Genomic DNA, 20953 nt, shown 5'->3' with positions numbered 1-20953 from the left:
GGCGGAGGGCGACCGTCACACTCATTCCGCCGCCATCCTCTGTTCGCCCGTCACGACCGTCGCATTGCGGATGGTCAGCGTGGCCTTGATGGAGCCCTTCCGGCCATCCTCGTAGGTGACTTCGGTCTCGGTATAGACGCTGTCCTTGCCGCCATAGAGCGCGGCGATCAGGTCGGCGTATTTCTCGGCGATGATGTTGCGGCGGACCTTGCGGGTGCGGGTCAGCTCTCCATCATCGGCGTCGAGTTCCTTGTGGAGGATCAGGAAGCGGTGGATCTGGCAGCCCGACAGCATCGGGTCGGCGGCGATGGAACGGTTCACCTCCTCCACATGGGCCTCGATCGTCTCCCCGACCTTCGGATGCTGGCTCAGCTCCTGGTAGCTCGCATAGGCGATGTTGTTGCGCTCGGCCCAGTTGCCGACCGCCGTGAGGTCGATGTTGATGAAGGCCGTGCACATCTCGCGCCCGGCGCCGAAGACGACGGCTTCGAGGATGTTCGGATAAAACTTCAACTTGTTCTCGACGTACTTCGGCGCGAAGAGGCGGCCATCGGCCATCTTGCCCACGTCCTTGGCGCGGTCGATGATCCTGAGATGCCCGCTGCCCTCCTCGAGGAAACCGGCATCGCCGGTGGCCACCCAGCCTTCGGCGTCCTTGGTGGAGGCGGTGGAATCGGGGTTCTTGAAGTATTCGACGAAAACGCCCGGAGACCGGTAGAAGACCTCGCCGGTGTCGCCGATCCGCACCTCCACCCCGGGCGAGGGCACGCCCACGGTGTCGGAGCGGACCTCCCCGTCGGGCTGCTGGGTAATGAAGACCGAGGCCTCGGTCTGGCCGTAGAGCTGCTTCAGGTTGATGCCGAGCGAGCGGTAGAAGTCGAAAATCTCAGGCCCGATTGCCTCGCCGGCGGTATAGCCCACGCGCACGCGCGAGAAGCCGAGCGTGTTCTTCAAGGGGCCATAGACGAAGAGGTCGCCGAGCCAGTAGCGGAAGCGGTCGCCGGCGCTGACCGGCTTGCGGTCGAGGATCGCCGGGCCGACCCGCCGGGCGACAGCCATGAAATGGTCGAACATCCGTTTCTTCAGCAGGCCTGCATCCTCCATCCGGATCATCACGTTGGTGAGCTGGCCCTCGAACACGCGGGGCGGCGCGAAGAAATAGGTCGGCCCGATCTCGCGCAGGTCGGTCATCATCGTGGCGGCACTTTCGGGGCAGTTCACCGTGAAGCCGGTCCAGAACGCCTGGCCGACCGAGAAGATGAAGTCGCCGACCCAGGCCATCGGCAGGTAGGCAAGCACGTCGTCATCGCGGGTAAGCCGGTCGAACTCGGCCGAGTTCCGGGAGGTCTCGATGATGTTGCGGTTCGAAAGCACCACGCCCTTGGGCTTTCCCGTCGTGCCCGAGGTATAGAGCATGACGCAGGTGTGGTCGTAGGTCAGTTCACCGATCCGGGTGTCGAGCTCGGCGTCGAAGCGGTAATGCGCCGCACGCCCCTCGCCCGCGACGTCGGCGAGCGCGTTCATGTGACTGTGGTCGTATTTGCGCATGCCGCGCCTGTCGAGATAGGCGATCTGCTCGATCCCCGTCACGCGGTCCTGCACCTCCAGAACCTTGTCCACCTGCTCCTGGTCGCCGCAGATGACGAAGCGCGCGCCGCAGTGGTCGAGCACATAGGCCATCTCCTCCGCCACCGCATCCTGGTAGAGCGGGACCGGCACCGCACCGCACATCTGTGCCGCCACCATCGACCAGTAGAGCGCGGGGCGGTTGCGTCCGATGATGGCGACATGGTCCCCGCGCGCCACCCCGAGCGACATGAGGCCGAGCGCAAGCGCGCGGACCTCTTCCGCCGTCTCGGCCCAGGTCCAGCTCTGCCAGATGCCGAATTCCTTCTCGCGATAGGCGGGAAGCGTCCCCCAGTCGCGCGCGTTGCGCGCCAGGAGCGCGGGAATGGATTGCAGTTCGCCCGTGGTCGCGGTCGTGGCCACCAAAGCTTCTCCCCTTGCGCCGGCGTTGCGGCGCCCTCTCGCGTGAGCGGCGATTCCTCCGCTGCCGCCAGCGTTCCGGGTCGGAGGCTCGACGTCAAAGATTTCCTGACTTTTGCGTAAACCTTACGAATTGTAACAGGCAGCGCTTGCCCCTTCCGCCCGCCCCGCCGGCGGTGCTAGCGATAGGGCGACGGAGGAGAGATGGACCGCGAGGATCCGCGCACAAAGTTCACGCAGGCCGGGCTGAACCTCATTCAGCAGGCCCTGTCGATCTTCGACAGCGAACTCCGGCTTGCCGTGTCCAATCGCCAGTACCAGGTCATGTTCGGTCTGCCCGACGCCCTCACCCGGCCGGGCACCTCGTTCGAGGAGACCATCCGCTACCTGGTCCTGCGCGGAGAATACGGCACGGTCAGCGACCCCGAGGAGGCGGTGCGCGTCCGCGTCGAACAGGCCCGCGCCTTCGTGCCGCACTACATGGAACGGCGCCGGCCCGATGGCCGCACCATCTCGGTCGAGGGCTCCCCGCTGCCGCAGGGCGGCTGGGTCACCGTCTATACCGACATCACCGGCATCAAGGCGCAGGAGGCACTGCTGCGCGGGCGCTCGGCGGAGCTTTCGGAGGAAGTGCTGAACCGCACGGAACGGCTCGCCCAGGCAAACCGCGAGCTTGCCGCGACGAACGCCGCGCTGGAGGAAGCCAAGCGCGAACTGACCGAGATGGAGGCGCGCACCCGGCTCGTGACCGAAATGATGCCGGCCCACATCGCCCATGTGGGTCGCGATCTTGTCTACACCTATTCCAACCGCCGTCTGTCGGCGATCATGCCCGGTAGCCTGTCCGACATCGTCGGCCGCCCTGTCGAGGAGGTCCTGGGGCAAGCCACCTTCGCCAGGATCGAGCCCGGGCTCCGCCGCGCCATCGCCGGAGAGGCGAATGTCTTCGAGATCACGCACGAGCCCTCGGGGCGGCGCATCCGCATCGCGCTCACCCCCGACCAGGGGGCAGCCGGCGGGGCGCACGGGGTCTATGCCCTGTCGATGGACGTGACCGAGGAGGCGCAGACCCGCGCGGCCCTGAGCCAGGCCGCGAAGCGCGAGCTTGCGGCGCAGCTGACCTCGGGCCTCGCGCATGACTTCGCCAACCTTCTCACCATCATCCTCGGGCTGCAGGGCCGGCTGGAACGGCTGCCCGGCCTGCCCGGGGACGCGACCGCGCTGGCCCGCGCGACGCTCGCGGCGGCGCGTCGAGGCGGCCATCTTCTCGACCGGATCGCCGCGATCTCGGGCCCGCGCGAGGTAAGGCCGCTGCCCACCGATCTGCCCGCCCTCCTGGCCGACCTCCGGATCATGGCGCGGCCCTCGCTGCCGGCCGGCATCGGGCTCGACCTTCTCGTGGCCGACCTGGGCGGTCCGGTGATGCTCGATGCCGGTTCGCTGCAGGATTCGCTGCTGAACCTCATCCTCAACGCGCGCGATGCCATCGTGGCAGGCAAGTCCGGGGCGGGGCGGATCACCGTTGCGGTGCGCCCCCTGCGCGACACCTGGCTGGTAATCTCGGTGGCCGATACCGGACCGGGCTTCTCGTCCGAGGCGCTCGAACGCGGGCTCGATCCGTTCTTCACCACCAAGGGCGGCGAAGGTTCGGGGCTCGGGCTCTCAATGGTCTACGACCACACCAAGCTCTCCGGCGGCACGGTGAAGCTCGCCAACCGGTCCGAGGGCGGCGCGACCGTGACCCTTCGGCTGCCGTTCCGCCGCGCCCCAGGCACCGAATCCGCAGATCCGCTGCTCGTACTTCTGGTGGAGGACCGGGAGGAAATCCGCGCCGACGTGCGCGGGATGCTGCGCTCGCTCGGCCACAATGTGATCGAGGCGGCGAGCGCGGACGAAGCGATGGAGCTTTGCGACCTGCCAGGGCTCGACCTCATCCTGTCAGACATCGGCCTGCCCGGAACCATGAGCGGGGTCGACCTCGCGGTGGCGCTCGGTGCGCGGGACCATCCGGCGCGGATCGTGCTGATGACGTCGCTGCCGCCCGGTGACGCCCAGCGCGCCCGTGCCGGACCCATCCCGGTCCTGTCGAAGCCATTCGCGGTCGGCGACCTCGCCGCCGCCCTCTCGCGCCGGAGGGCCGCATGACACCGGCCCGGGACGCCCGCGCACATGTCGCCATCCTCGACGACGAGCCGGAGATTCGCCGAATGCTATCGGACACGCTGGAGGAGGCGGGGTTTCGCACGTCGACCTTTTCCCGCGCGACGGAGTTCGAGGCCGCGCTGAAGCGCACCGCGCCGGATGTCTGCCTCGTCGACCTCGGCCTGCCGGACCGCGACGGGCTGGCGCTCGTTCATCGGCTGGCGCTGGAATCCGGGGCGGCGATCATCATCATCTCGGGCCGTGCGCAGGTGCAGGACCGGGTGACGGGGCTGGAGCTTGGCGCTGACGACTACATCATCAAGCCCTTCGACCCGGCCGAGGTCGTCGCCCGCATTCGCGCCCGCCTGCGGAAGACCCGCTCCGACACCGACCGCACCGCGACCGTCGCGCACTTCGCGGGCTGGACGGCGCACTTCGACCGCTACCTGCTGGTCAGCGAGGCGGGCGAGGAAGTGGCGTTCAGCCATGCCGAGGGCGAGGTTCTCAGACTCTTCCTTGATAGCCCCAAGCGGCTCGTCTCGCGCGCGCAGATGCAGGAAATCCTCGGCGGCGCGGCGGGCGAAAGCTTCGACCGGGCGATGGACGTGCGCATCTCGCGGCTCAGGACGAAGCTCGGCGAGGATCCGAAGAATCCGCGCCTGATCAAGACGATCTACGGCGCGGGCTACATTTTCCTCGGCGACGTGCGCTGGGGGTGAAACAGGGGCCGCATGTCCGAGATCACGCTCATCCGCCACGGCCAGGCCAACACCGGCGCGCGCACCGAGGAAGACTACGACCGCCTCTCGGACCTCGGTCGCCGGCAGGCAGAATGGCTGGGCGAGCATCTCCTGAGCGTCGGCGGCTTCGATCGCGTCATCTCGGGCACGCTGCGCCGGCAGCAAGAGACGGCGGCGCTGGTCAATCGCGGCGGCCGTCCGCACCGACGGGACCCGCGGCTGAACGAGCTTGACTACTTCCGCCTGTCCCATGCTCTCGAAGCGCGCGACGGCATCCCCTTTCCGACCGACACGGCGAGCTTTGCCGCGCATGTTCCGCAGGTTCTGGAGCTGTGGCGGGCCGGTCACGCCGGCCCCGACCACGAGAGCTACGACGCCTTCCGCGACCGCGTGCTGGACGCAATCCACGACGCCGCGGCCGAGGGGTCGGGCGCGGTTCTGGTCACCTCGACCGGCGTCATCGCCACGCTCTGCGCACTGGCGCTGGGACTGGAGACCGTGGTGAAGGCGCGGATGTTCCTGCGGATACTCAACACCTCGGTCCACCGCTTCGCGATCGACGGCGAGGGCCTGCACCTGATCCAGTTCGGTGCCACCCCGCACCTCGACCATCCCGACCGCCACGCGGCCCGAACGCATTACTGACGCGGGCGCGGCCCGCCCGAAGAAAGGAGCAAGCCATGCGGATCCACTGGTGCGGCACGGGCCTTTCCTCCATCCCCGGACTGCGCCGGCTGATCCTCGACGGCCACCCGGTCACGGTCTGGAACCTGCCGGTGGACCAGGCCCGGGTGGCGGTGGGCGACATCACCGACGACATCCGAGCGATGGAGCCCCCGGCCTTCGCGGCGGCGGTCGCGGCCGGCGACATCGTCGTTTCGATGCTGCCTGCGCACCTTCACGCGGGCATCGCGCGGCTCTGCGTCGCCCACCGCGCGCATTTCGTCGCGTCGAGCTATGTGACCGATGAGCTGCGCGCGCTCGACGCCCCCGCGCGCGCGGCAGGCGTCGCAGTGGTGTCGGAGGTGGGGCTCGATCCCGGCATCGATCATGTCATGGCGCACGACCTGATCGCGGCCTACCGCGCCTCGCCGGCCTTTCACCGCGACAACGTCCTGTCGTTCACCTCCTACTGCGGCGGCGTGCCGGCGGTGCCGAACGCGTTCCGCTACAAGTTCTCCTGGTCGCCGCTCGGCGTCCTCAAGGCGCTCCTGTCGCCTGCGCGCTCGATCCGCGACTATTCCGAGCTGCGCGTTCTCCATCCCTGGGACGCGGTGCGATCCTACATCGCGCCGCTGCGCGCGCCCGAGACCTTCGAGGTCTACCCCAATCGCGATTCCGTGCCATACCTCGCCGAATACGGGTTCGAACCGGGCTGGAAGGTGAAGGAGTTCGTCCGCGGCACGCTCCGCCTGAACGGTTGGGCCGAGGCTTGGGCGCCGGTCTTCGAGACCCTCGCGGCTGGCCCCTCGCCCGAGACGCTCGAGGCCCTCGCAGACGACCTCTGGGCGAGATACCCGCTTGCAGAGGGGGAGCCCGACAGGGTCGTCCTCTGCGTCGCACTGAAGGCGGAGCGCGACGGCCGGCCTGTCTGGCATCGAACCTGGACGCTGGACGCCCACGGCGACGTGCGCGGCTCGGCCATGGCGCGGCTCGTGTCCGGCACTGTTGCGCTCGCCATCGAGGCGCTGATGCGGCGCGAGTTTGCGGTGGGATTGCACGGCGCCCCGCAGGATCCGCGTCTGGTCGCGCGCTGGCTTGAGGCGACGCAGCATCAGGCGCAGCACATGCGGCTTGTCACCGCGGTCTGACCCAGCCGACGACGCTTGAGCCAAGTCAAGTACGACCCTGGATCGGTGCGCTATGCAGCAAGCATGATGTCGCGGTGCACGAATGGGAGAAGGGTCGCCCGCACCGCCCGCCGTGCGGGCGCCGTGGAAGTTTTGCCCTGGCCTCGGCTTGCCTCCCTCATACTTCTCCTCCTTTCGCTCGTTCTCTCCGGCATCGTTCCCCAGGGGATGATGCGGGCGGCGGGCGAGGACGGTGTCCGGCTCGTCCTGTGTACCGAGGAAGGCCCGCGCGACCTCTGGCTTTCTGCCGACGGGAGCGTGACAGGGCAGGCGCCGCTGCCCGAGTCCAACCAGGAAGTCGGCAAGTGCCTTGCGGTCACGCAGGCCATCGCCGCGGTGCAAGCCGCGTTCCTTGCCGACGCCACCCGCACCGCGTTCGCGCGGTTCCGCCCGGTACTGACGACGGCACACCGGCCCGGCTTCGCCGTCGATCTGAGCCGCGCCGCACGGGCGCCCCCTGTCTCCACTCTCGCCTGAGTCACCGACGCCTGACGCGGCCGATCCCGCGCCCCTTGGGCCGGGCCGTTCGGGCGGCATCCCAACCATGCGTAACGAGTGCATCCCCGCGACCGCGCGGGTGCAGGTTTCCCAGAGACTGGAGATATCAATGAAGACCATGAAGCTCGCGGCACTTGCCGCGCTGATGCTGACAGCAACCCCGGCCTTCGCCGGGATCACCGTGACCGATCTCGACGGTCGGACCGTGACGCTCGACGATGTGCCCGACCGCGTGGCACTCGGCTTCTATTACGAAGACTACCTTGCCGTGACCGGGCCGGCGGGCGCGGACAAGATCGTGGCCCTCTCGCGCGCGCCCTGGGCCGACTGGCGGCCCGGGCAGTGGGCGGCCTACACCGCCGTCTTCCCGGACCTCGACGCCCTGCCGGACTTCGGCAACACCGACGACAGCACGTTCTCGGCCGAGGCGCTCATCGCGGCGAAGCCCGAAGTGGCAATCCTCGCAAGCTGGCAGACAGCCTCGCTCGGCGAGCCGGGAGTGAAGCAGATCGAGGATGCGGGCATCAAGGTCGTCGCCATCGACTACAACGCCCAAACGCTGGAGCGGCATCTCATGTCCACGCGCGTTCTCGGCGCTGTGATGGGGGAACCCGAGCGCGCCGAGCAGCTCGCCTCGATGTATCAGGCCAAGACCGAAGATACGCTCGCGCGGGTTGCCGGGGCGGGGGCCTCGGGCAAGAAGATCTACGTCGAGCTTGCCCAGAAAGGACCGGCAGAGATCGGCAACAGCTATGGAAAGGGCATGTGGGCCGGGGTGATCGACCTCGTCGGCGGGTCGAACATCGCCAAGGGGCAGATCGAGAACTGGGGGCCGCTTTCGCCCGAGTATGTCATCGCCCAGCAGCCCGATGTGATCCTTCTCGCCGGATCGGAATGGCTGAACAAGCCCGAGGCCGTGCTTCTGGGGTTCGGCGCGACAGACGAGGCGGCGCAGCCGAAGATGGCGGCCTATGCCGCACGGCCCGGCTGGTCCGATCTGCCGGCGGTGCAGTCGCGTGAGATCTACGGTATCTACCACGGCGGAAACCGCACGCTCTCGGACTTCGTCTATGCCCGGGCCATTGCCAAGGCGCTTTACCCGGATGCCTTTGCCGACGTCGACCCGACAGCGGAACTGGCCGAGTACTACAAGACCTGGATGCCGGTCGCGGCCGACGGCCTTTTCGTCACGAAACTGAAATGAACGCGACTGACCGGACGCTGCCCTGGCGGGCACGGGTCGGACAGCGGGGGGTGGCGCTCGTCGCCGCCCTCCTGATCCTCGCGATATTCTGCCTCCTCGACCTCATGATTGGGCCCTCCGGCATGGGCGCCGGGGAACTTTGGCGGACTTTCCGGGCCGGCCCCGGCGGCGAGGACCGCGCCGCCGCCGCGATCCTCTTCCAGATCCGCCTGCCGCAGACCACTATGGCGCTGATCGTCGGCGCTGCGCTCGGGCTTGCCGGGCTGATGATGCAGACGATCCTCGCCAACCCCCTCGCCTCGCCCTTCACGCTCGGGTTCTCGGCCGCGGCGGGCTTCGGCGCGGCCGCGTCGATCCTCTTCGGTGCCGCGCTCGGACTGCCGCTGCCGGGCCATCTCCTGACGCCCGCGGGCGCCTTCGCCGCAACGCTCGCCGCCACGCTGCTCGTCTGGGTTGTCGCCCGCGCACGGGGAGGCCAGCCGGAGATCATGGTGCTGGCGGGGATCGCCGTCCTCTTCTTCTTCCAGTCGCTGCAGTCACTCCTCCAGTTTCTCGCCTCGCCGGAAGTGCTGCAGCAGATCGTGTTCTGGCTCTTCGGTTCGCTCCTCAAGGCCAACTGGACGACCGTGCAGGTCTCGGGCGCGATCACCCTGCTCTGCCTGCCGTTCATCGCTCGCGACACCTGGGCGCTGACCACGCTCAGGATGGGCGAGGCGAATGCCCAGAGCCTTGGCCTCGACACCCATGGCTTGCGCCGCCGCATCCTCCTTCTCACCGCCGCTCTCACCGCCGCGGCGGTATCCTTCACCGGCACGATCGGCTTCGTGGGCCTGATCGCCCCCCATGCCGCCCGCGCGGCCGTGGGCGAGGATCACCGCTTCGCCCTGCCCATGGCGGCGCTGGCCGGCGCCTTGATCCTGATCATCGCCTCGGTCGCCGCCAAGCTCCTCTCCTCCGGCGCCGCCATCCCGGTGGGGATCGTCACCGCGATCGCGGGCATCCCGATGCTGATCGCCGTCATCCTCCGACAGAAGGAGATCTGAGATGTTCGACATTGATGTCCCAACCCTGTTCAGAGGCCGCGTCCAGGTGCTGGAGCGCACCTCGTTCGCGCTGGCGGCGGGCTCGATGATCGGGGTCGTGGGCCCGAACGGGGCGGGAAAATCGACCCTGCTCCGTGCGATTGCGGGCCTTTCACAGGAGTCGGTGGCGGTCCGCAGGGGAGGCGAGCCGCTCGCGCAACGTGCCATCGGCTTCCTGCCGCAGGCCTTCTTCGTCGCCTCGACCCTCAGCGTGACGGACTGCATCCTCCTCGGCAGGCGGGAAGACCTCGGCTGGCGTGTGCCGGTCCGCGCAAGGGACGAAGCGCGGTGCCTCCTGCACCGCTTCGGCCTTGCCGAACTCGGCGGGCGGCCGATGTGTTCGCTGTCGGGCGGCCAGCAGCAGCGCGTGCTTCTCGTACAGCGGCTGTTTCGCAACCCCGATCTCCTCCTGCTCGACGAACCGACCTCGGCGCTCGATCTTCACCACCAGCTTTCGGCACTCTCCATGATCCGCGACCATGCGCGCGAGACCGGGATGGCAGTGATGGCGGCGCTCCACGACCTGACGCTCGCCGCCCGGTTCTGCGACCGCATCCTCGTTCTCGCCGGGGGCGCGGCGGTTCGCGATGACAGGCCGGCCGCGGCCCTCGCCAGCGGCCTCATCGAGGATCATTGGAACGTCGCGCCGGAATTCCTGAAGGCACGGGACGGCGGGCTTGTGGTCGTTCCGCACGCGATGGGATGACCCGCCCGGCGGCTCACCGCAGCAACCGCGCAAGCTCCGCCACGAGCCGCGCTCCATCGTCCGGGCCGTTGTAGCCCTGCACGGAAAGGCGCGCGAAGGGCCGCCCCTGCCATCGATAGCAGGGGATTTCGACGCCGGCCGCGCGCAGTTCTCGGTGCAGCGCCCCGGTGTCGCAGTCCGGCAGAGGCAGCGCGATCATCTGCGGCGCGCTCGTCTCCGGCGTCGCCAGGGGCGCGAGGCGGGTCACCGCCGCCACCTCGCCCGCGATCTCCCATGCGAGCCGCTGGCAAGCGGCGCTGACGGTCGTCCAGCCGTGCTCTGCCCGGAACGCCAGCGCGGCAGGCACGGCGAGCCAGGCGGCGGGATCGCGCGTGCCCTGGAAGCGGAATGCATCCTGGAACGCGGTGCCGCCGAAGGGGCCGGGCGCGTCGCGATCCTCGATCCAGCCATGGCTGATGACCGGCGGCAACAAGAGGGACTGGCGATCGCGTCGGGCATGGAGAAAGGCCGTGCCCTTTGGGGCCATCAGCCATTTGTGGCAATTGCCGACGTAGTAGTCCGCGCCAAGGGCCGTCAGGTCGAGCGGCACCTGCCCCGGCGCATGCGCACCATCGACGACTGTGACGATGCCCCGCGCTCGCGCCTCGGCGACGATGGTGGCGAGCGGCAGGAAAAGCGCGGTGGGCGAGCTGACATGGCTGAGGAAGAGAACGCGCGTGCGACCGCTCATCCCGGCGCGGAGCGCGTCGGTGAAGCTTTCGGCGGCCAGCGGAAGAGGCACGGCAACCGTCCGGACCACGGCGCCCGTCCGCGCGGCGACAAAGGCCCAGGTCTTCTCGAGGGCCGCATACTCGTGATCGGTGGTCAGCACCTCGTCGCCCGGTCTCAGATCGAGCGATCGCGCGACGACATTGAGCCCTGCCGTGGCATTGGTGACCCAGACGAGATCGTCCGCCTCCGCGCCCAGTTCGGGCCCGAGCACCCGGGCCACCTCGGTGAAACAATCCGCAAGATGCGCGGGCTCCATGAAGGCAACGGGCTGGCGTTCGAGCCGCTCCTGCCAGCGGCGATAGTCCTCCATGACCGGCCGGGGACAGGCGCCATAGGAACCGTGGTTGAGGAAGGCGAAGCCGGGGTCCAGAAGAAAGTGACGGGCGAGATCTGACGGCACGAGACACTCCCTGACAGGCTCTGTTCTTGCGGAATCGACACTACCTTGGCAGCATTGCCTCGCCATCCGGATCGGCCGCCTCGGCGGTCAGCCAGTCACGAAACGCGATGAGCGGCGGGTAGGAGGCACCGGTCGCGGGCCAGACCAGGTAGTAGCCTTCCGACCCGGCGACCGGCTCGCCGAAGGCCCAGACCAACCGTCCGTCGGCAAGCTCGGGCTTGGCGAGAAACTCCGGAAGAAGCGCCACGCCGAGCCCGTGGATCACCGCCTGGATCATCGGCGCGAACTGGTCGAAGACCATCCCTTGCGGCACCGGCCCCGCCACCCCGTGATGGGCGAACCAGCGCGCCCAGGCATCGGGCCGGGTTTCGAGCTGGAGGAGCGGCAGCCCGATCAGTTCGCGCGCCCGCGAGATCGGATGGGCAGAAAGGAACGACGGCGCGCAGCACGCAACCAGCCGTTCGTCGAAAAGCCGGACGGCGCCGGCCTCCGCCCAGTCGTCGCGCCCGAAATGAATCGCTGCATCGAACCCTTCCTCCGCGAAGTCGAAAGGCTTAAGCCGCGTGCCGAGGTTGATCGTGACGCCCGGATGCGCGGCGAGGAACCGCGGAAGCCGTGGTGCAAGCCAGCGCGTTCCGAAGGTGGGCAGGATCGCGAGCGAGAACGTCCCGCCGCCGGCGTTCGACCGCACGCGCATCGATCCGCGCGAAATCAGGTCGAGCGCCTTGCCCACCTCGCGCGCGTAGGCGAGCGCCGGATCGGTCGGCACCAGCCGCCGCCTCTCGCGCAAGAAGAGCGTGACGCCGAGCTGCGCTTCCAGGGTCTGGATCAGCCGGCTCACGGCCCCCTGCGACAGGTCAAGGTCGCGCGCCGCTGCGAGCGTGGAGCCGGTACGGACCACCGCGTCGAAGGCGGTCAGAAGCGAAGTCGAAGGCAAGAGGCGGCGCGGTGTCGCCATGTATGACCTCAGCGCATATTACATGGCGAGAATAGCGCTATTCCGGCCGCGTGCAATGGCGCATAGTGCATAGCAACGTCGATCCGCCCTGCGAGGATACCATGGCCCTGAAACCGAAAGACGCCCCCGATCTTTCCCGCTTCGACTGGGAAGATGCCTTCCGGCTGGACGACCAGTTGTCCGAGGAGGAGCGCATGCTCCGCGACGGCGCGCGGGCCTATGCCCAGGAAAAGCTCCAGCCCCGCGTGATCGCCGCCTACCGCGAAGAAAAGACTGACCCGGCGATCTTCCGCGAAATGGGCGAGATGGGCCTTCTCGGTGTCACGGTGCCCGAGGAATACGGCGGGATCGGCGCCTCCTACGTCGCCTACGGCCTCATCGCCCGCGAGGTGGAGCGGGTCGATTCGGGCTACCGCTCGATGATGTCGGTGCAGTCGAGCCTGGTGATGTATCCGATCTACGCCTACGGCTCCGAGGCGCAGCGGAGGAAGTACCTGCCGAAGCTTGCCTCCGGCGAGTGGATCGGCTGCTTCGGCCTGACCGAACCCGATGCCGGTTCCGACCCTGCCGGCATGAAGACCCGCGCGACCAAGACGGCGGGCGGCTATGTCCTGAACGGTTCCAAGATGTGGATCTCGAACGCGCCCATCGCCGACGTCTTCGTCGTATGGGCGAAGTCCGAGGCGCATGGCGGCAAGATCCGCGGCTTCGTGCTCGACAAGGGTATGAAAGGTCTCACGGCACCGAAGATCGGAGGCAAGCTCTCCCTCCGCGCTTCGGTGACCGGCGAGATCGTGATGGACAATGTCGAGGTGGGCGAAGACGCGCTTCTGCCGAACGTCGAGGGGCTCAAGGGTCCGTTCGGCTGCCTCAACCGCGCCCGCTACGGCATTTCCTGGGGCGTCCTCGGCGCCGCCGAGTTCTGCTGGCATGCGGCGCGGCAATACGGACTCGATCGCAAGCAGTTCAACCGGCCGCTGGCGCAGACGCAGCTTTACCAGAAGAAGCTCGCCGACATGATGACCGAGATCTCGCTCGGGCTTCAGGGCAGCTTGCGAGTCGGCCGGCTGATGGACGAGGCGAAGGCGGCGCCGGAGATGATCAGCCTCGTCAAACGCAACAACTGCGGGAAGGCTCTGGACATCGCGCGGGCCGCGCGCGACATGCACGGCGGCAACGGCATCCAGGAGGACTTCCAGGTGATGCGGCACATGGTCAACCTCGAGACGGTGAACACCTACGAGGGCACCCATGACGTGCACGCCCTGATCCTGGGGCGCGCGATCACGGGACTCCAGGCCTTCTTCTGATCCACGCGCCGGGCGGGCGCTTCCGTCGAGGGATGCGCCCGGCCCCTGCACCTGATGCCTCCGGCGGAGGTAATTTCGGGCAAGATGAAATTCAGGGAATTCCATGGATAGAGCCGACATCGTTCACGAGAACTTCCTGAGGCGGGTCGCCAGTGGCGACCTGCCCGCTGGTGCCGCGCCGTCGGGTCCGCTGTCGGCAACGGCGGCGGTTTCGGTCTATCGGGCGGCCTGCCTGTCGCGCGCGCTCGACCGGCAAAGCCGGGAGATGCAAAGGGCCGGTCAGGGCTTCTACACCATCGGCTCCTCGGGTCATGAGGGGATGGCAGCGGTGGCGGCGGCGCTTCGGCCGACCGACATGGCCTTCCTGCATTACCGCGACGCCGCATTCCAGATCGCGCGGGCCGGGCAGATACCGGGCCAGTCGCCCGCCTGGGACATGCTTCTGAGCTTTGCCTCCTCGGCCGAGGACCCGATCTCGGGCGGGCGGCACAAAGTGCTGGGCTCGAAGGCATTGTCGATCCCCCCGCAGACCTCGACGATCGCCTCGCATCTGCCAAAAGCAGTGGGCGCGGCCTATGCCATCGGCGCGGCGCGCCGGCACCGGCCCGAGCATCAGGAACTGCCCGACGACGCCATCGTCTGTTGCTCCTTCGGCGACGCCTCGGCCAATCATTCGACGGCGCAGGGGGCCTTCAACACCGCCCAGTGGACCGCCTACCAGTCGATCCCGCTGCCACTTCTCTTCGTCTGCGAGGACAACGGCATCGGCATCTCGACCAAGACCCCGCAGGGCTGGATCGCCGCCAGCTTCGCGCACCGGCCGGGGCTGAAGTATTTCGCCTGCAACGGACTCGACATCTACGAGACCTTCCGCGTGGCGCGCGAGGTCGCGGAGTACGTCCGAACGCGGAAGAAACCCGCCTTCCTCCATGTCGGCACCGTCCGCCTCTACGGCCATGCCGGGGCCGACGTGCCGACCACCTATCTCAGCCGCGAGGAGGTCGAGGCCGAGGAGGCGAACGACCCGCTTCTGCATGCCATCCGACTCCTGCGCGAGGCGGGCGCGCTGACGCCGGCCGAGGCACTGGCGATCTACGAGGAGACCAACGCGCGGGTCGCGCGCGTCGCGGCCGAGGCCGTGACGCGGCCCCGGCTGAGGACCGCGCGCGACGTGATGGCGAGCCTCGTGCCGCCAAGACGCACCTGCCGGCCCTCGAACGGACCGACGCCAGAGGCGCGGGCATCTGCCTTCGGGCCTGACCTGAAGGCGATGGACGAGCCGCAGATCATGTCGCGGCTCATCAACTGGGCCTTGACCGACCTCATGCTGGAGCATCCCGAGATCGTCATGATGGGCGAGGATGTGGGCCGAAAGGGAGGTGTCTACGGCGTCACCCAGAAGCTGGTCCAGCGGTTCGGCCAGGATCGGATGATAGACACGTTGCTCGACGAACAGTCGATCCTCGGGCTGGCCATTGGCATGGCACAGAACGGCTTCGTGCCGATGCCGGAAATCCAGTTCCTTGCCTATCTGCACAATGCAGAGGACCAATTGCGGGGCGAGGCGGCGACGCTGCCCTTCTTCTCGAACGGGCAATTCACCAACCCGATGGTGGTGCGGATTGCCGGGCTCGGCTACCAGAAGGGCTTCGGCGGGCATTTCCACAACGACAACTCGGTGGCGGTCCTGCGCGACATTCCCGGCCTGATCCTTGCCTGCCCCTCGAACGGGGCCGATGCGGCGAAGATGTTGCGCGAATGCGTGCGGCTGGCGCGCGAGGAGCAGCGGGTCGTGGTGTTCCTCGAACCGATCGCACTTTACCCGATGCGCGATCTCCACGCCGAGAAGGACGCGGGCTGGATGCGGCTCTATCCGGCCCGGAACGAGATGATTCCGCTCGGCGAGGTGGGCGTTCACGGCGAGGGCACCGACCTTGCCATCGTGAGCTTCGCCAACGGCTACTATCTTTCGCGCCAGGCCGAGAAGCGGCTCGCCAGGGCGGGCGTGAAGGCGCGGGTGATCGACATGCGCTGGCTCTCGCCGCTGCCCGCGGACGCGCTGGTCGAGGCCGTGAAGGGCGCGAAACGCATCCTCGTGGTCGATGAGACGCGTCGGTCGGGCGGTGTGGCCGAGGCGCTGATGGCGCTCTTCGCCGAGCGCACGGATGTGCCTCTGGCCAGGGTGACGGCGGAGGACAGTTTCATCGCCACCGGTCCAGCCTATGCCGCGACGATGCCCTCGGCACAGGGCATATTCGACGCGGCGATGACACTGATAGGGGCGAAGCGATGAAGACGGCGGTCGTCATCTGCCCCGGGAGGGGCACTTATACCAAGACCGAGCTTGGCTATCTGAGACGCCATCTTGCCGACCGGGCGCTTCTTGCCGCCTTCGACGGCGCGCGCGCGGCCCTCGGGCAGGAGACCCTTACCGCGCTCGACGGGGCCGCGGCCTATTCGGTCGCGCGCCACACGCGGGGCGACAATGCCTCTGCCCTGATCTACGCGGCAACCCTCGGTGATTTTCGTGCCATCGACGGGGTCGAGGTCGTCGCCGTCACCGGTAATTCGATGGGCTGGTATTCGGCGCTCGCTTGTGGCGGGGCGCTCACCGCCGAGGCGGGGTTCGGGGTGGTGAACACCATGGGCACGCTGATGCAGGAGGCGCTGATCGGCGGCCAACTCGTGCATCCGCACATGGGCGAGGACTGGGCGCCGAACCCTGGACGCAAGGCCGAGCTTCTAGCCAAGGCCGCCGAGATCGACGCGCGACCGGGCCATGTGCTTGCCCTCTCCATCGACCTCGGCGGGCTCCTGGTGCTGGCCGGAGACGACGCCGGGCTGAAGGCGTGGGAGGCCGAGATTCCGCCGGAACAGGGTCGATTCCCGATGCGGCTTTCCAATCACGCCGCCTTCCATACGCACCTTCAGGCGCCGGTGGCCGAACGCGGGCGGGCGCGGCTTTCGCCCGACTTGTTCAGTCAGCCGAAGCTGCCGATGATCGACGGGCGGGGCGCGATCTGGTGGCCGGGCGCCACGGATACCGGGGCGCTCTGGGACTACACGCTCGGCCATCAGGTCACGGAAAGCTATGACTTCACGGATGCGATCCGGATCGCGGCGCGGGAGTTCGCGCCCGACCTTTTCATCGTCACCGGCCCCGGCACCACGCTGGGCGGCGCGGTGGCACAGAGCTTGATCCTTGCCGGCTGGCGCGGCATGGGGTCGAGAACCGATTTCCAGACACGGCAACAGACGGCGCCGCTTCTCGTCTCCATGGGAATGGAGGACCAGCGCGCGATCGTCACGAAGGGAGACGCGACATGAGCCACAAGGACATTCTGAAGGCCGCGGGCCTGACCGAAGCGGAGCTGGAGGGCGGCATGCTGGCCGTGCATTCGCCCATCGACGGGGCCGAGGTCGCGAGGGTGCGCGAAACCGATCCGGCCGAGATGCCCAAGGTGATCGCGAAGGCGCAGGCCGCCTTCAGGGAGTGGCGGAAGGTGCCGGCGCCGCGGCGGGGCGAACTCGTTCGGCTGCTGGGCGAGGAACTGCGCGCGGCGAAGGCGGAACTCGGCGCCGTGGTGACGCTGGAGGCGGGCAAGATCACCTCCGAGGGCCTGGGCGAAGTGCAGGAGATGATCGACATCTGCGACTTCGCCGTGGGCCTCTCCCGCCAGATCTACGGCCTCACCATCGCCTCCGAGCGCCCCGGGCACCGGATGATGGAAACCTGGCACCCGCTCGGACCCTGTGCCATCATCACGGCCTTCAACTTCCCCGTTGCGGTCTGGTCGTGGAACACCGCGCTCGCGCTCGTCTGCGGTGACCCGGTGATCTGGAAGCCGTCGGAGAAGACGCCGCTGACCGCCATCGCCACGATGAAGGTCATGCAGCGTGCGCTAAAGCGATTCGGCGACGCGCCGGAGGGTCTCTGCCAGCTCGTCATCGGCGGCCCGGCGATCGGCGAGGCGCTGGTCAACTCGAAGGACGTGCCGATCGTCTCGGCTACCGGCTCGACCCGGATGGGCGGGATCGTGGGCCCGAAGGTCTCCGCGCGCTGGGGACGGCCGATCCTGGAACTGGGCGGCAACAACGCGATGATCGTCGCGCCCTCGGCCGACCTCGACATGGCGGTCCGCGCCATCGTCTTTTCCGCCGTCGGCACCGCGGGGCAGCGCTGCACGACCTTGCGGCGGCTGATCGCCCACAATTCGATCAAGGACGACCTCGTCGCCCGGCTGGCGAAGGCCTACGCAAGCTTGCCCATCGGCGACCCGCGCAAGGCGACGACGCTGATCGGCCCGCTGATCGACCACGGCGCGCGCGACCGGATGCAGGCGGCATTGGAAAAGGCGCGGGCCGAGGGCGGCAAGGTGCATGGCGGCAAGACGGTGGCTGAAGGCGTGCCGCAGGGCGGCGCCTATGTGGAGCCCGCCATCGCCGAGATGCCGGAGCAGACCGACACGGTGCGCACCGAGACTTTCGCGCCGATCCTCTATGTCCTCGGCTACGACACGCTTGAGGAGGCCATCGCGATCCAGAACGACGTGCCGCAGGGCCTGTCGTCCTGCATCTTCACGCTGAACGTTCGCGAGGCGGAGACGTTCCTGTCCTCCGTGGGCTCCGACTGCGGTATCGCCAACGTCAACATCGGCCCTTCGGGCGCCGAGATCGGCGGCGCCTTCGGCGGAGAGAAGGAAACCGGCGGCGGCCGCGAAAGCGGTTCCGACGCCTGGAAGGGCTACATGCGGCGGCAGACCAACACGATCAACTATTCCGATGCGCTGCCGCTGGCACAGGGCGTGAAGTTCGACATCTGACGGGCGTTTCCTCGCCGCGTCACGCGAAAAGGCCCGGCCCGTCACTTTGACCGGCCGTACCGTTACTTTTCTGCGAGCCGCTCACCAATTCGCCGAATTTACGCGCGAAATCGACAGCCACCCCGGCGATTGTGATGGCAATTCGGATAGGCAGGAGGATGCGATGGCGTTCACGAAGGTTGCGGTTCTGGGGCTTGGCAAGGTCGGCCATCTGGCGGCCGAGCTTCTGGCAGAGGCTGGGTTCGAGGTGACCGGGATCGATTCCCGCGCTGTCTCAGGCTGCCCGTTCCCGGTGAAGGTCGCCGACCTGACCGGCGATCTCGACGCGGTGCTGGACGGGCAGGAGGCAGTCCTTTCCTGCCTGCCCTATCACCTGAACAAAGGCGTTTCCTCGGCCGCCCATCGACTCGGGCTGCACTATTTCGACCTGACCGAGGACGTGCCGACGACCAGGCACATCCGCGAACTGGCGAAGACCGCCAAGGGCATCATGGCACCGCAATGCGGCCTCGCCCCGGGGTTCGTCGGCATCGTCGGCGCGCATCTGGCCGAGATGTTCGACAAGGTCCGTTCCATCCGCCTTCGTGTCGGCGCGCTGCCGCAGAACCCCACGGGGCTCCTGGGCTATGCCTTCAACTGGTCGCCGGAGGGCGTGGTCAACGAATACCTCAACGACTGCGAGGTGATCGAGGAGGGCGTCCACAAGACCGTCTCCGCCATGGAGTGGATCGAGACGATCTACATCGACGGCGTGCATCTGGAGGCCTTCACCACCTCGGGCGGGCTCGGCACGATGTGCGAGACCTATGCGGGCCGGGTCGAGAACATCGACTACAAGACGATGCGCTATCCCGGCCACGTGCAGCTGATGAACTTCTTCTTCCACGAGCTCCTGATGCGCGAGAACCGCGAGGCCGCGGGGAAGATCCTCACCCACGCCAAGCCGCCGGTGGACGAGGATGTGGTCTATGTCCATGTCGCCGCCGAAGGCTGGAAGGAAGGGCAGTTGAAGCGCCGCGAGTTCGTCCGTTCGTACTATCCGCTGGAAATCGGCGGTCGGCGTCGGACGGCGATTGCCTGGACGACCTCCGCCTCTGTCGTGGCCGTGATCGAGATGGTGCAGGCCGGGCTTCTGCCGCAGAAGGGGTTCCTGAAGCAGGAGGAGATTCCGTTGATGCCCTACCTCGAAACCAGGACGGGCAACTACTACAACGTCGGCCACCGTGGCCGCCGCGGCTGACAGCGTTCCGCGCGGGTCGTCCGGCGCGGCGCTATGGTTCCGTCCGCAGCGATACAGGCCGGATTCCGTCCTTTTTCGTCGCCGCGGGTACCCGGTCCCGTGTCCCTTTCCGGTTCCGTGCACATGTCTGATAGGATGGCAGTGCAACAGACGCGAGGGACCGAGATGGCCAAGGGAATCAGGACGACGAAAGGCCGGGGCCGGCTTTTCGACAGCGTGCTCGACACGATCGGCGATACGCCGGCGATCCGGGTGAACAACCTCGGCCCCGACCATGTGACGCTTTATGTCAAGGCCGAGGCGTTCAACCCCGGCGCCTCGGTGAAGGACCGGCTTGCCGTCAACATCATCGAGGCGGCGGAGCGCGAGGGTCGGCTGAAGCCGGGCCAGACCGTGGTGGAGGCGACATCGGGCAATACCGGCATCGGGCTGGCGATGGTCTGCGCCCAGAAGGGCTATCCGCTCGTCGTGACGATGGCCGAAAGCTTCTCGGTCGAGCGTCGGCGGCTGATGCGGCTGCTGGGGGCGAAGGTCGTTCTGACCCCGAAGACCGAGAAGGGCACGGGCATGTACAACAAGGCCGTGGAACTGGCCGAGCGGCACGGCTGGTTCCTTGCCCACCAGTTCGAGACGAAGGACAACGCCGACATCCACGAGACGACCACTGCGCAGGAAATCCTTGGCGACTTCGCGAGTCAGCGGCTCGACGTTGTCGTGACGGGCTACGGCACCGGCGGCACCGTGACAGGGATCGGGCGGGTCCTGCGGAAGGAGCGGCCGGAGGTTCGGATCGTCCTCAGCGAACCCGCGAACGCCGCGCTGGTGCAGAGCGGGGTCGCGCAGGAACGCGGCGCGGACGGTGCCCCGGCCGTCAGTCACCCGGCCTTCCAGCCGCATCCGATCCAGGGCTGGACCCCGGACTTCATCCCGGCCGTCCTGCAGGAGGCGCTGGACCGCGGCTTTTACGATGCACTGATCCCCGTTCCCGGGCCCGACGCGATCCACTGGTCGCGCGAACTGGCGCGGAAGGAGGGGATCTTCACGGGGATTTCGGGCGGCGCGACCTTTGCGACGGCAATCAAGGTGGCGGAGGCGGCCGCGCCGGGCTCGGTCATCCTCGTGATGCTGCCCGACACGGGCGAGCGCTATCTTTCCACCCCGCTCTTCGACGGCATTGCCGAGGATATGGACGAAGAGGAGCGCGCCCTGTCGCAATCGACCCCTGGCTACCGCATGGGCTGAA

Annotated in this window: 17 protein-coding genes; 14 read left to right on the top strand and 3 right to left on the bottom strand. The window is 67.9% G+C overall.

Annotation, left to right across the window (positions count from 1 at the left end; all coding sequences use genetic code 11):
- Positions 1–21 precede the first annotated feature (21 nt).
- Positions 22–1989: a long-chain fatty acid--CoA ligase gene (locus F9K34_RS00405; protein WP_291334483.1), complete on the bottom strand. Its 1968-nt coding sequence runs from the start codon at positions 1987–1989 to the stop codon at positions 22–24.
- A 201-nt stretch (positions 1990–2190) separates the two neighbouring features.
- Between F9K34_RS00405 and F9K34_RS00400 the strand changes: the two genes are divergently transcribed.
- The 8 genes from F9K34_RS00400 to F9K34_RS00365 all read left to right on the top strand — a co-directional run bounded on the left by F9K34_RS00400 (position 2191) and on the right by F9K34_RS00365 (position 10208).
- On the top strand, positions 2191–4131 hold the full coding sequence (locus tag F9K34_RS00400; protein ID WP_291334482.1) for a PAS-domain containing protein: 1941 nt from the start codon (positions 2191–2193) through the stop codon (positions 4129–4131).
- A complete protein-coding gene (locus F9K34_RS00395) occupies positions 4128–4847 on the top strand; it encodes a response regulator transcription factor (RefSeq protein ID WP_291334481.1) in 720 nt (239 codons plus the stop codon). The genes F9K34_RS00400 and F9K34_RS00395 overlap by 4 nt, the downstream gene beginning before the upstream one ends.
- A gap of 12 nt (positions 4848–4859) precedes the next feature.
- The gene (locus F9K34_RS00390) at positions 4860–5513 is read left to right on the top strand and encodes a histidine phosphatase family protein (protein ID WP_291334480.1); all 654 of its coding nucleotides are present in this window, start codon (positions 4860–4862) and stop codon (positions 5511–5513) included.
- Positions 5514–5548: 35 nt separating this feature from the next.
- On the top strand, positions 5549–6679 hold the full coding sequence (locus F9K34_RS00385) for a saccharopine dehydrogenase family protein (protein WP_291334479.1): 1131 nt from the start codon (positions 5549–5551) through the stop codon (positions 6677–6679).
- A 207-nt stretch (positions 6680–6886) separates the two neighbouring features.
- Positions 6887–7195, top strand: coding sequence for a hypothetical protein (locus F9K34_RS00380; protein WP_291334478.1), 309 nt, complete (start codon positions 6887–6889; stop codon positions 7193–7195).
- A gap of 130 nt (positions 7196–7325) precedes the next feature.
- A complete protein-coding gene (locus F9K34_RS00375) occupies positions 7326–8420 on the top strand; it encodes an ABC transporter substrate-binding protein (RefSeq protein ID WP_291334477.1) in 1095 nt (364 codons plus the stop codon).
- A complete protein-coding gene (locus tag F9K34_RS00370) occupies positions 8417–9463 on the top strand; it encodes a FecCD family ABC transporter permease (RefSeq protein WP_291334476.1) in 1047 nt (348 codons plus the stop codon). Before F9K34_RS00375 ends, F9K34_RS00370 begins: the two co-directional genes overlap by 4 nt.
- A gap of 1 nt (position 9464) precedes the next feature.
- A complete protein-coding gene (locus tag F9K34_RS00365; RefSeq protein WP_291334475.1) occupies positions 9465–10208 on the top strand; it encodes an ABC transporter ATP-binding protein in 744 nt (247 codons plus the stop codon).
- A 13-nt stretch (positions 10209–10221) separates the two neighbouring features.
- Here F9K34_RS00365 and F9K34_RS00360 read toward each other — a convergent pair whose 3' ends face one another.
- Both F9K34_RS00360 and F9K34_RS00355 read right to left on the bottom strand, forming a co-directional pair.
- Positions 10222–11379 carry an aminotransferase class V-fold PLP-dependent enzyme gene (locus tag F9K34_RS00360; RefSeq protein WP_291334474.1) on the bottom strand — a complete coding sequence of 386 codons (1158 nt, stop codon included), beginning with the start codon at positions 11377–11379 and terminating at the stop codon, positions 10222–10224.
- A gap of 40 nt (positions 11380–11419) precedes the next feature.
- Positions 11420–12337 carry a LysR family transcriptional regulator gene (locus F9K34_RS00355; protein ID WP_291334473.1) on the bottom strand — a complete coding sequence of 306 codons (918 nt, stop codon included), beginning with the start codon at positions 12335–12337 and terminating at the stop codon, positions 11420–11422.
- A 101-nt stretch (positions 12338–12438) separates the two neighbouring features.
- Between F9K34_RS00355 and F9K34_RS00350 the strand changes: the two genes are divergently transcribed.
- The 6 genes from F9K34_RS00350 to cysK all read left to right on the top strand — a co-directional run bounded on the left by F9K34_RS00350 (position 12439) and on the right by cysK (position 20952).
- On the top strand, positions 12439–13647 hold the full coding sequence (locus F9K34_RS00350) for an acyl-CoA dehydrogenase (protein WP_291334472.1): 1209 nt from the start codon (positions 12439–12441) through the stop codon (positions 13645–13647).
- Between the two features lie 103 nt (positions 13648–13750).
- Positions 13751–15940, top strand: a complete 2190-nt coding sequence (locus tag F9K34_RS00345) for a dehydrogenase E1 component subunit alpha/beta (RefSeq protein WP_291334471.1) — start codon at positions 13751–13753, stop codon at positions 15938–15940.
- Entirely contained in the window at positions 15937–16974 is a 1038-nt protein-coding gene (locus F9K34_RS00340) for an ACP S-malonyltransferase (protein ID WP_291334470.1), read from the top strand. The genes F9K34_RS00345 and F9K34_RS00340 overlap by 4 nt, the downstream gene beginning before the upstream one ends.
- Positions 16971–18470 carry an L-piperidine-6-carboxylate dehydrogenase gene (gene amaB, locus F9K34_RS00335; RefSeq protein ID WP_291334469.1) on the top strand — a complete coding sequence of 500 codons (1500 nt, stop codon included), beginning with the start codon at positions 16971–16973 and terminating at the stop codon, positions 18468–18470. The genes F9K34_RS00340 and amaB overlap by 4 nt, the downstream gene beginning before the upstream one ends.
- Positions 18471–18633: 163 nt before the next feature.
- Positions 18634–19710, top strand: a complete 1077-nt coding sequence (locus F9K34_RS00330) for a saccharopine dehydrogenase C-terminal domain-containing protein (protein WP_291334468.1) — start codon at positions 18634–18636, stop codon at positions 19708–19710.
- 165 nt (positions 19711–19875) lie between these two features.
- Complete coding sequence (gene cysK, locus F9K34_RS00325; RefSeq protein WP_291334467.1) at positions 19876–20952, top strand: cysteine synthase A; 1077 nt, start codon at positions 19876–19878, stop codon at positions 20950–20952.
- Position 20953: the final 1 nt, after the last annotated feature.

The organism is Albidovulum sp. (assembly GCF_008933605.1).
Lineage (GTDB): Bacteria > Pseudomonadota > Alphaproteobacteria > Rhodobacterales > Rhodobacteraceae > Albidovulum.
The sequence above is the reverse complement of the archived record's forward strand: the minus strand, read 5'-3'. Positions and strand labels throughout refer to the sequence as shown.

Excerpts from the sequence above, each read along its gene's own strand:
- F9K34_RS00400 (WP_291334482.1), top strand. The coding sequence starts at position 2,191 with ATGGACCGCGAGGATCCGCGCACAAAGTTCACGCAGGCCGGGCTGAAC.
- F9K34_RS00395 (WP_291334481.1), top strand. The coding sequence starts at position 4,128 with ATGACACCGGCCCGGGACGCCCGCGCACATGTCGCCATCCTCGACGAC.
- F9K34_RS00390 (WP_291334480.1), top strand. The coding sequence starts at position 4,860 with ATGTCCGAGATCACGCTCATCCGCCACGGCCAGGCCAACACCGGCGCG.
- F9K34_RS00385 (WP_291334479.1), top strand. The coding sequence starts at position 5,549 with ATGCGGATCCACTGGTGCGGCACGGGCCTTTCCTCCATCCCCGGACTG.
- F9K34_RS00380 (WP_291334478.1), top strand. The coding sequence starts at position 6,887 with ATGATGCGGGCGGCGGGCGAGGACGGTGTCCGGCTCGTCCTGTGTACC.
- F9K34_RS00375 (WP_291334477.1), top strand. The coding sequence starts at position 7,326 with ATGAAGACCATGAAGCTCGCGGCACTTGCCGCGCTGATGCTGACAGCA.
- F9K34_RS00370 (WP_291334476.1), top strand. The coding sequence starts at position 8,417 with ATGAACGCGACTGACCGGACGCTGCCCTGGCGGGCACGGGTCGGACAG.
- F9K34_RS00365 (WP_291334475.1), top strand. The coding sequence starts at position 9,465 with ATGTTCGACATTGATGTCCCAACCCTGTTCAGAGGCCGCGTCCAGGTG.
- F9K34_RS00355 (WP_291334473.1), bottom strand. The coding sequence starts at position 12,337 with ATGGCGACACCGCGCCGCCTCTTGCCTTCGACTTCGCTTCTGACCGCC.
- F9K34_RS00350 (WP_291334472.1), top strand. The coding sequence starts at position 12,439 with ATGGCCCTGAAACCGAAAGACGCCCCCGATCTTTCCCGCTTCGACTGG.
- F9K34_RS00345 (WP_291334471.1), top strand. The coding sequence starts at position 13,751 with ATGGATAGAGCCGACATCGTTCACGAGAACTTCCTGAGGCGGGTCGCC.
- F9K34_RS00340 (WP_291334470.1), top strand. The coding sequence starts at position 15,937 with ATGAAGACGGCGGTCGTCATCTGCCCCGGGAGGGGCACTTATACCAAG.
- amaB (WP_291334469.1), top strand. The coding sequence starts at position 16,971 with ATGAGCCACAAGGACATTCTGAAGGCCGCGGGCCTGACCGAAGCGGAG.
- F9K34_RS00330 (WP_291334468.1), top strand. The coding sequence starts at position 18,634 with ATGGCGTTCACGAAGGTTGCGGTTCTGGGGCTTGGCAAGGTCGGCCAT.
- cysK (WP_291334467.1), top strand. The coding sequence starts at position 19,876 with ATGGCCAAGGGAATCAGGACGACGAAAGGCCGGGGCCGGCTTTTCGAC.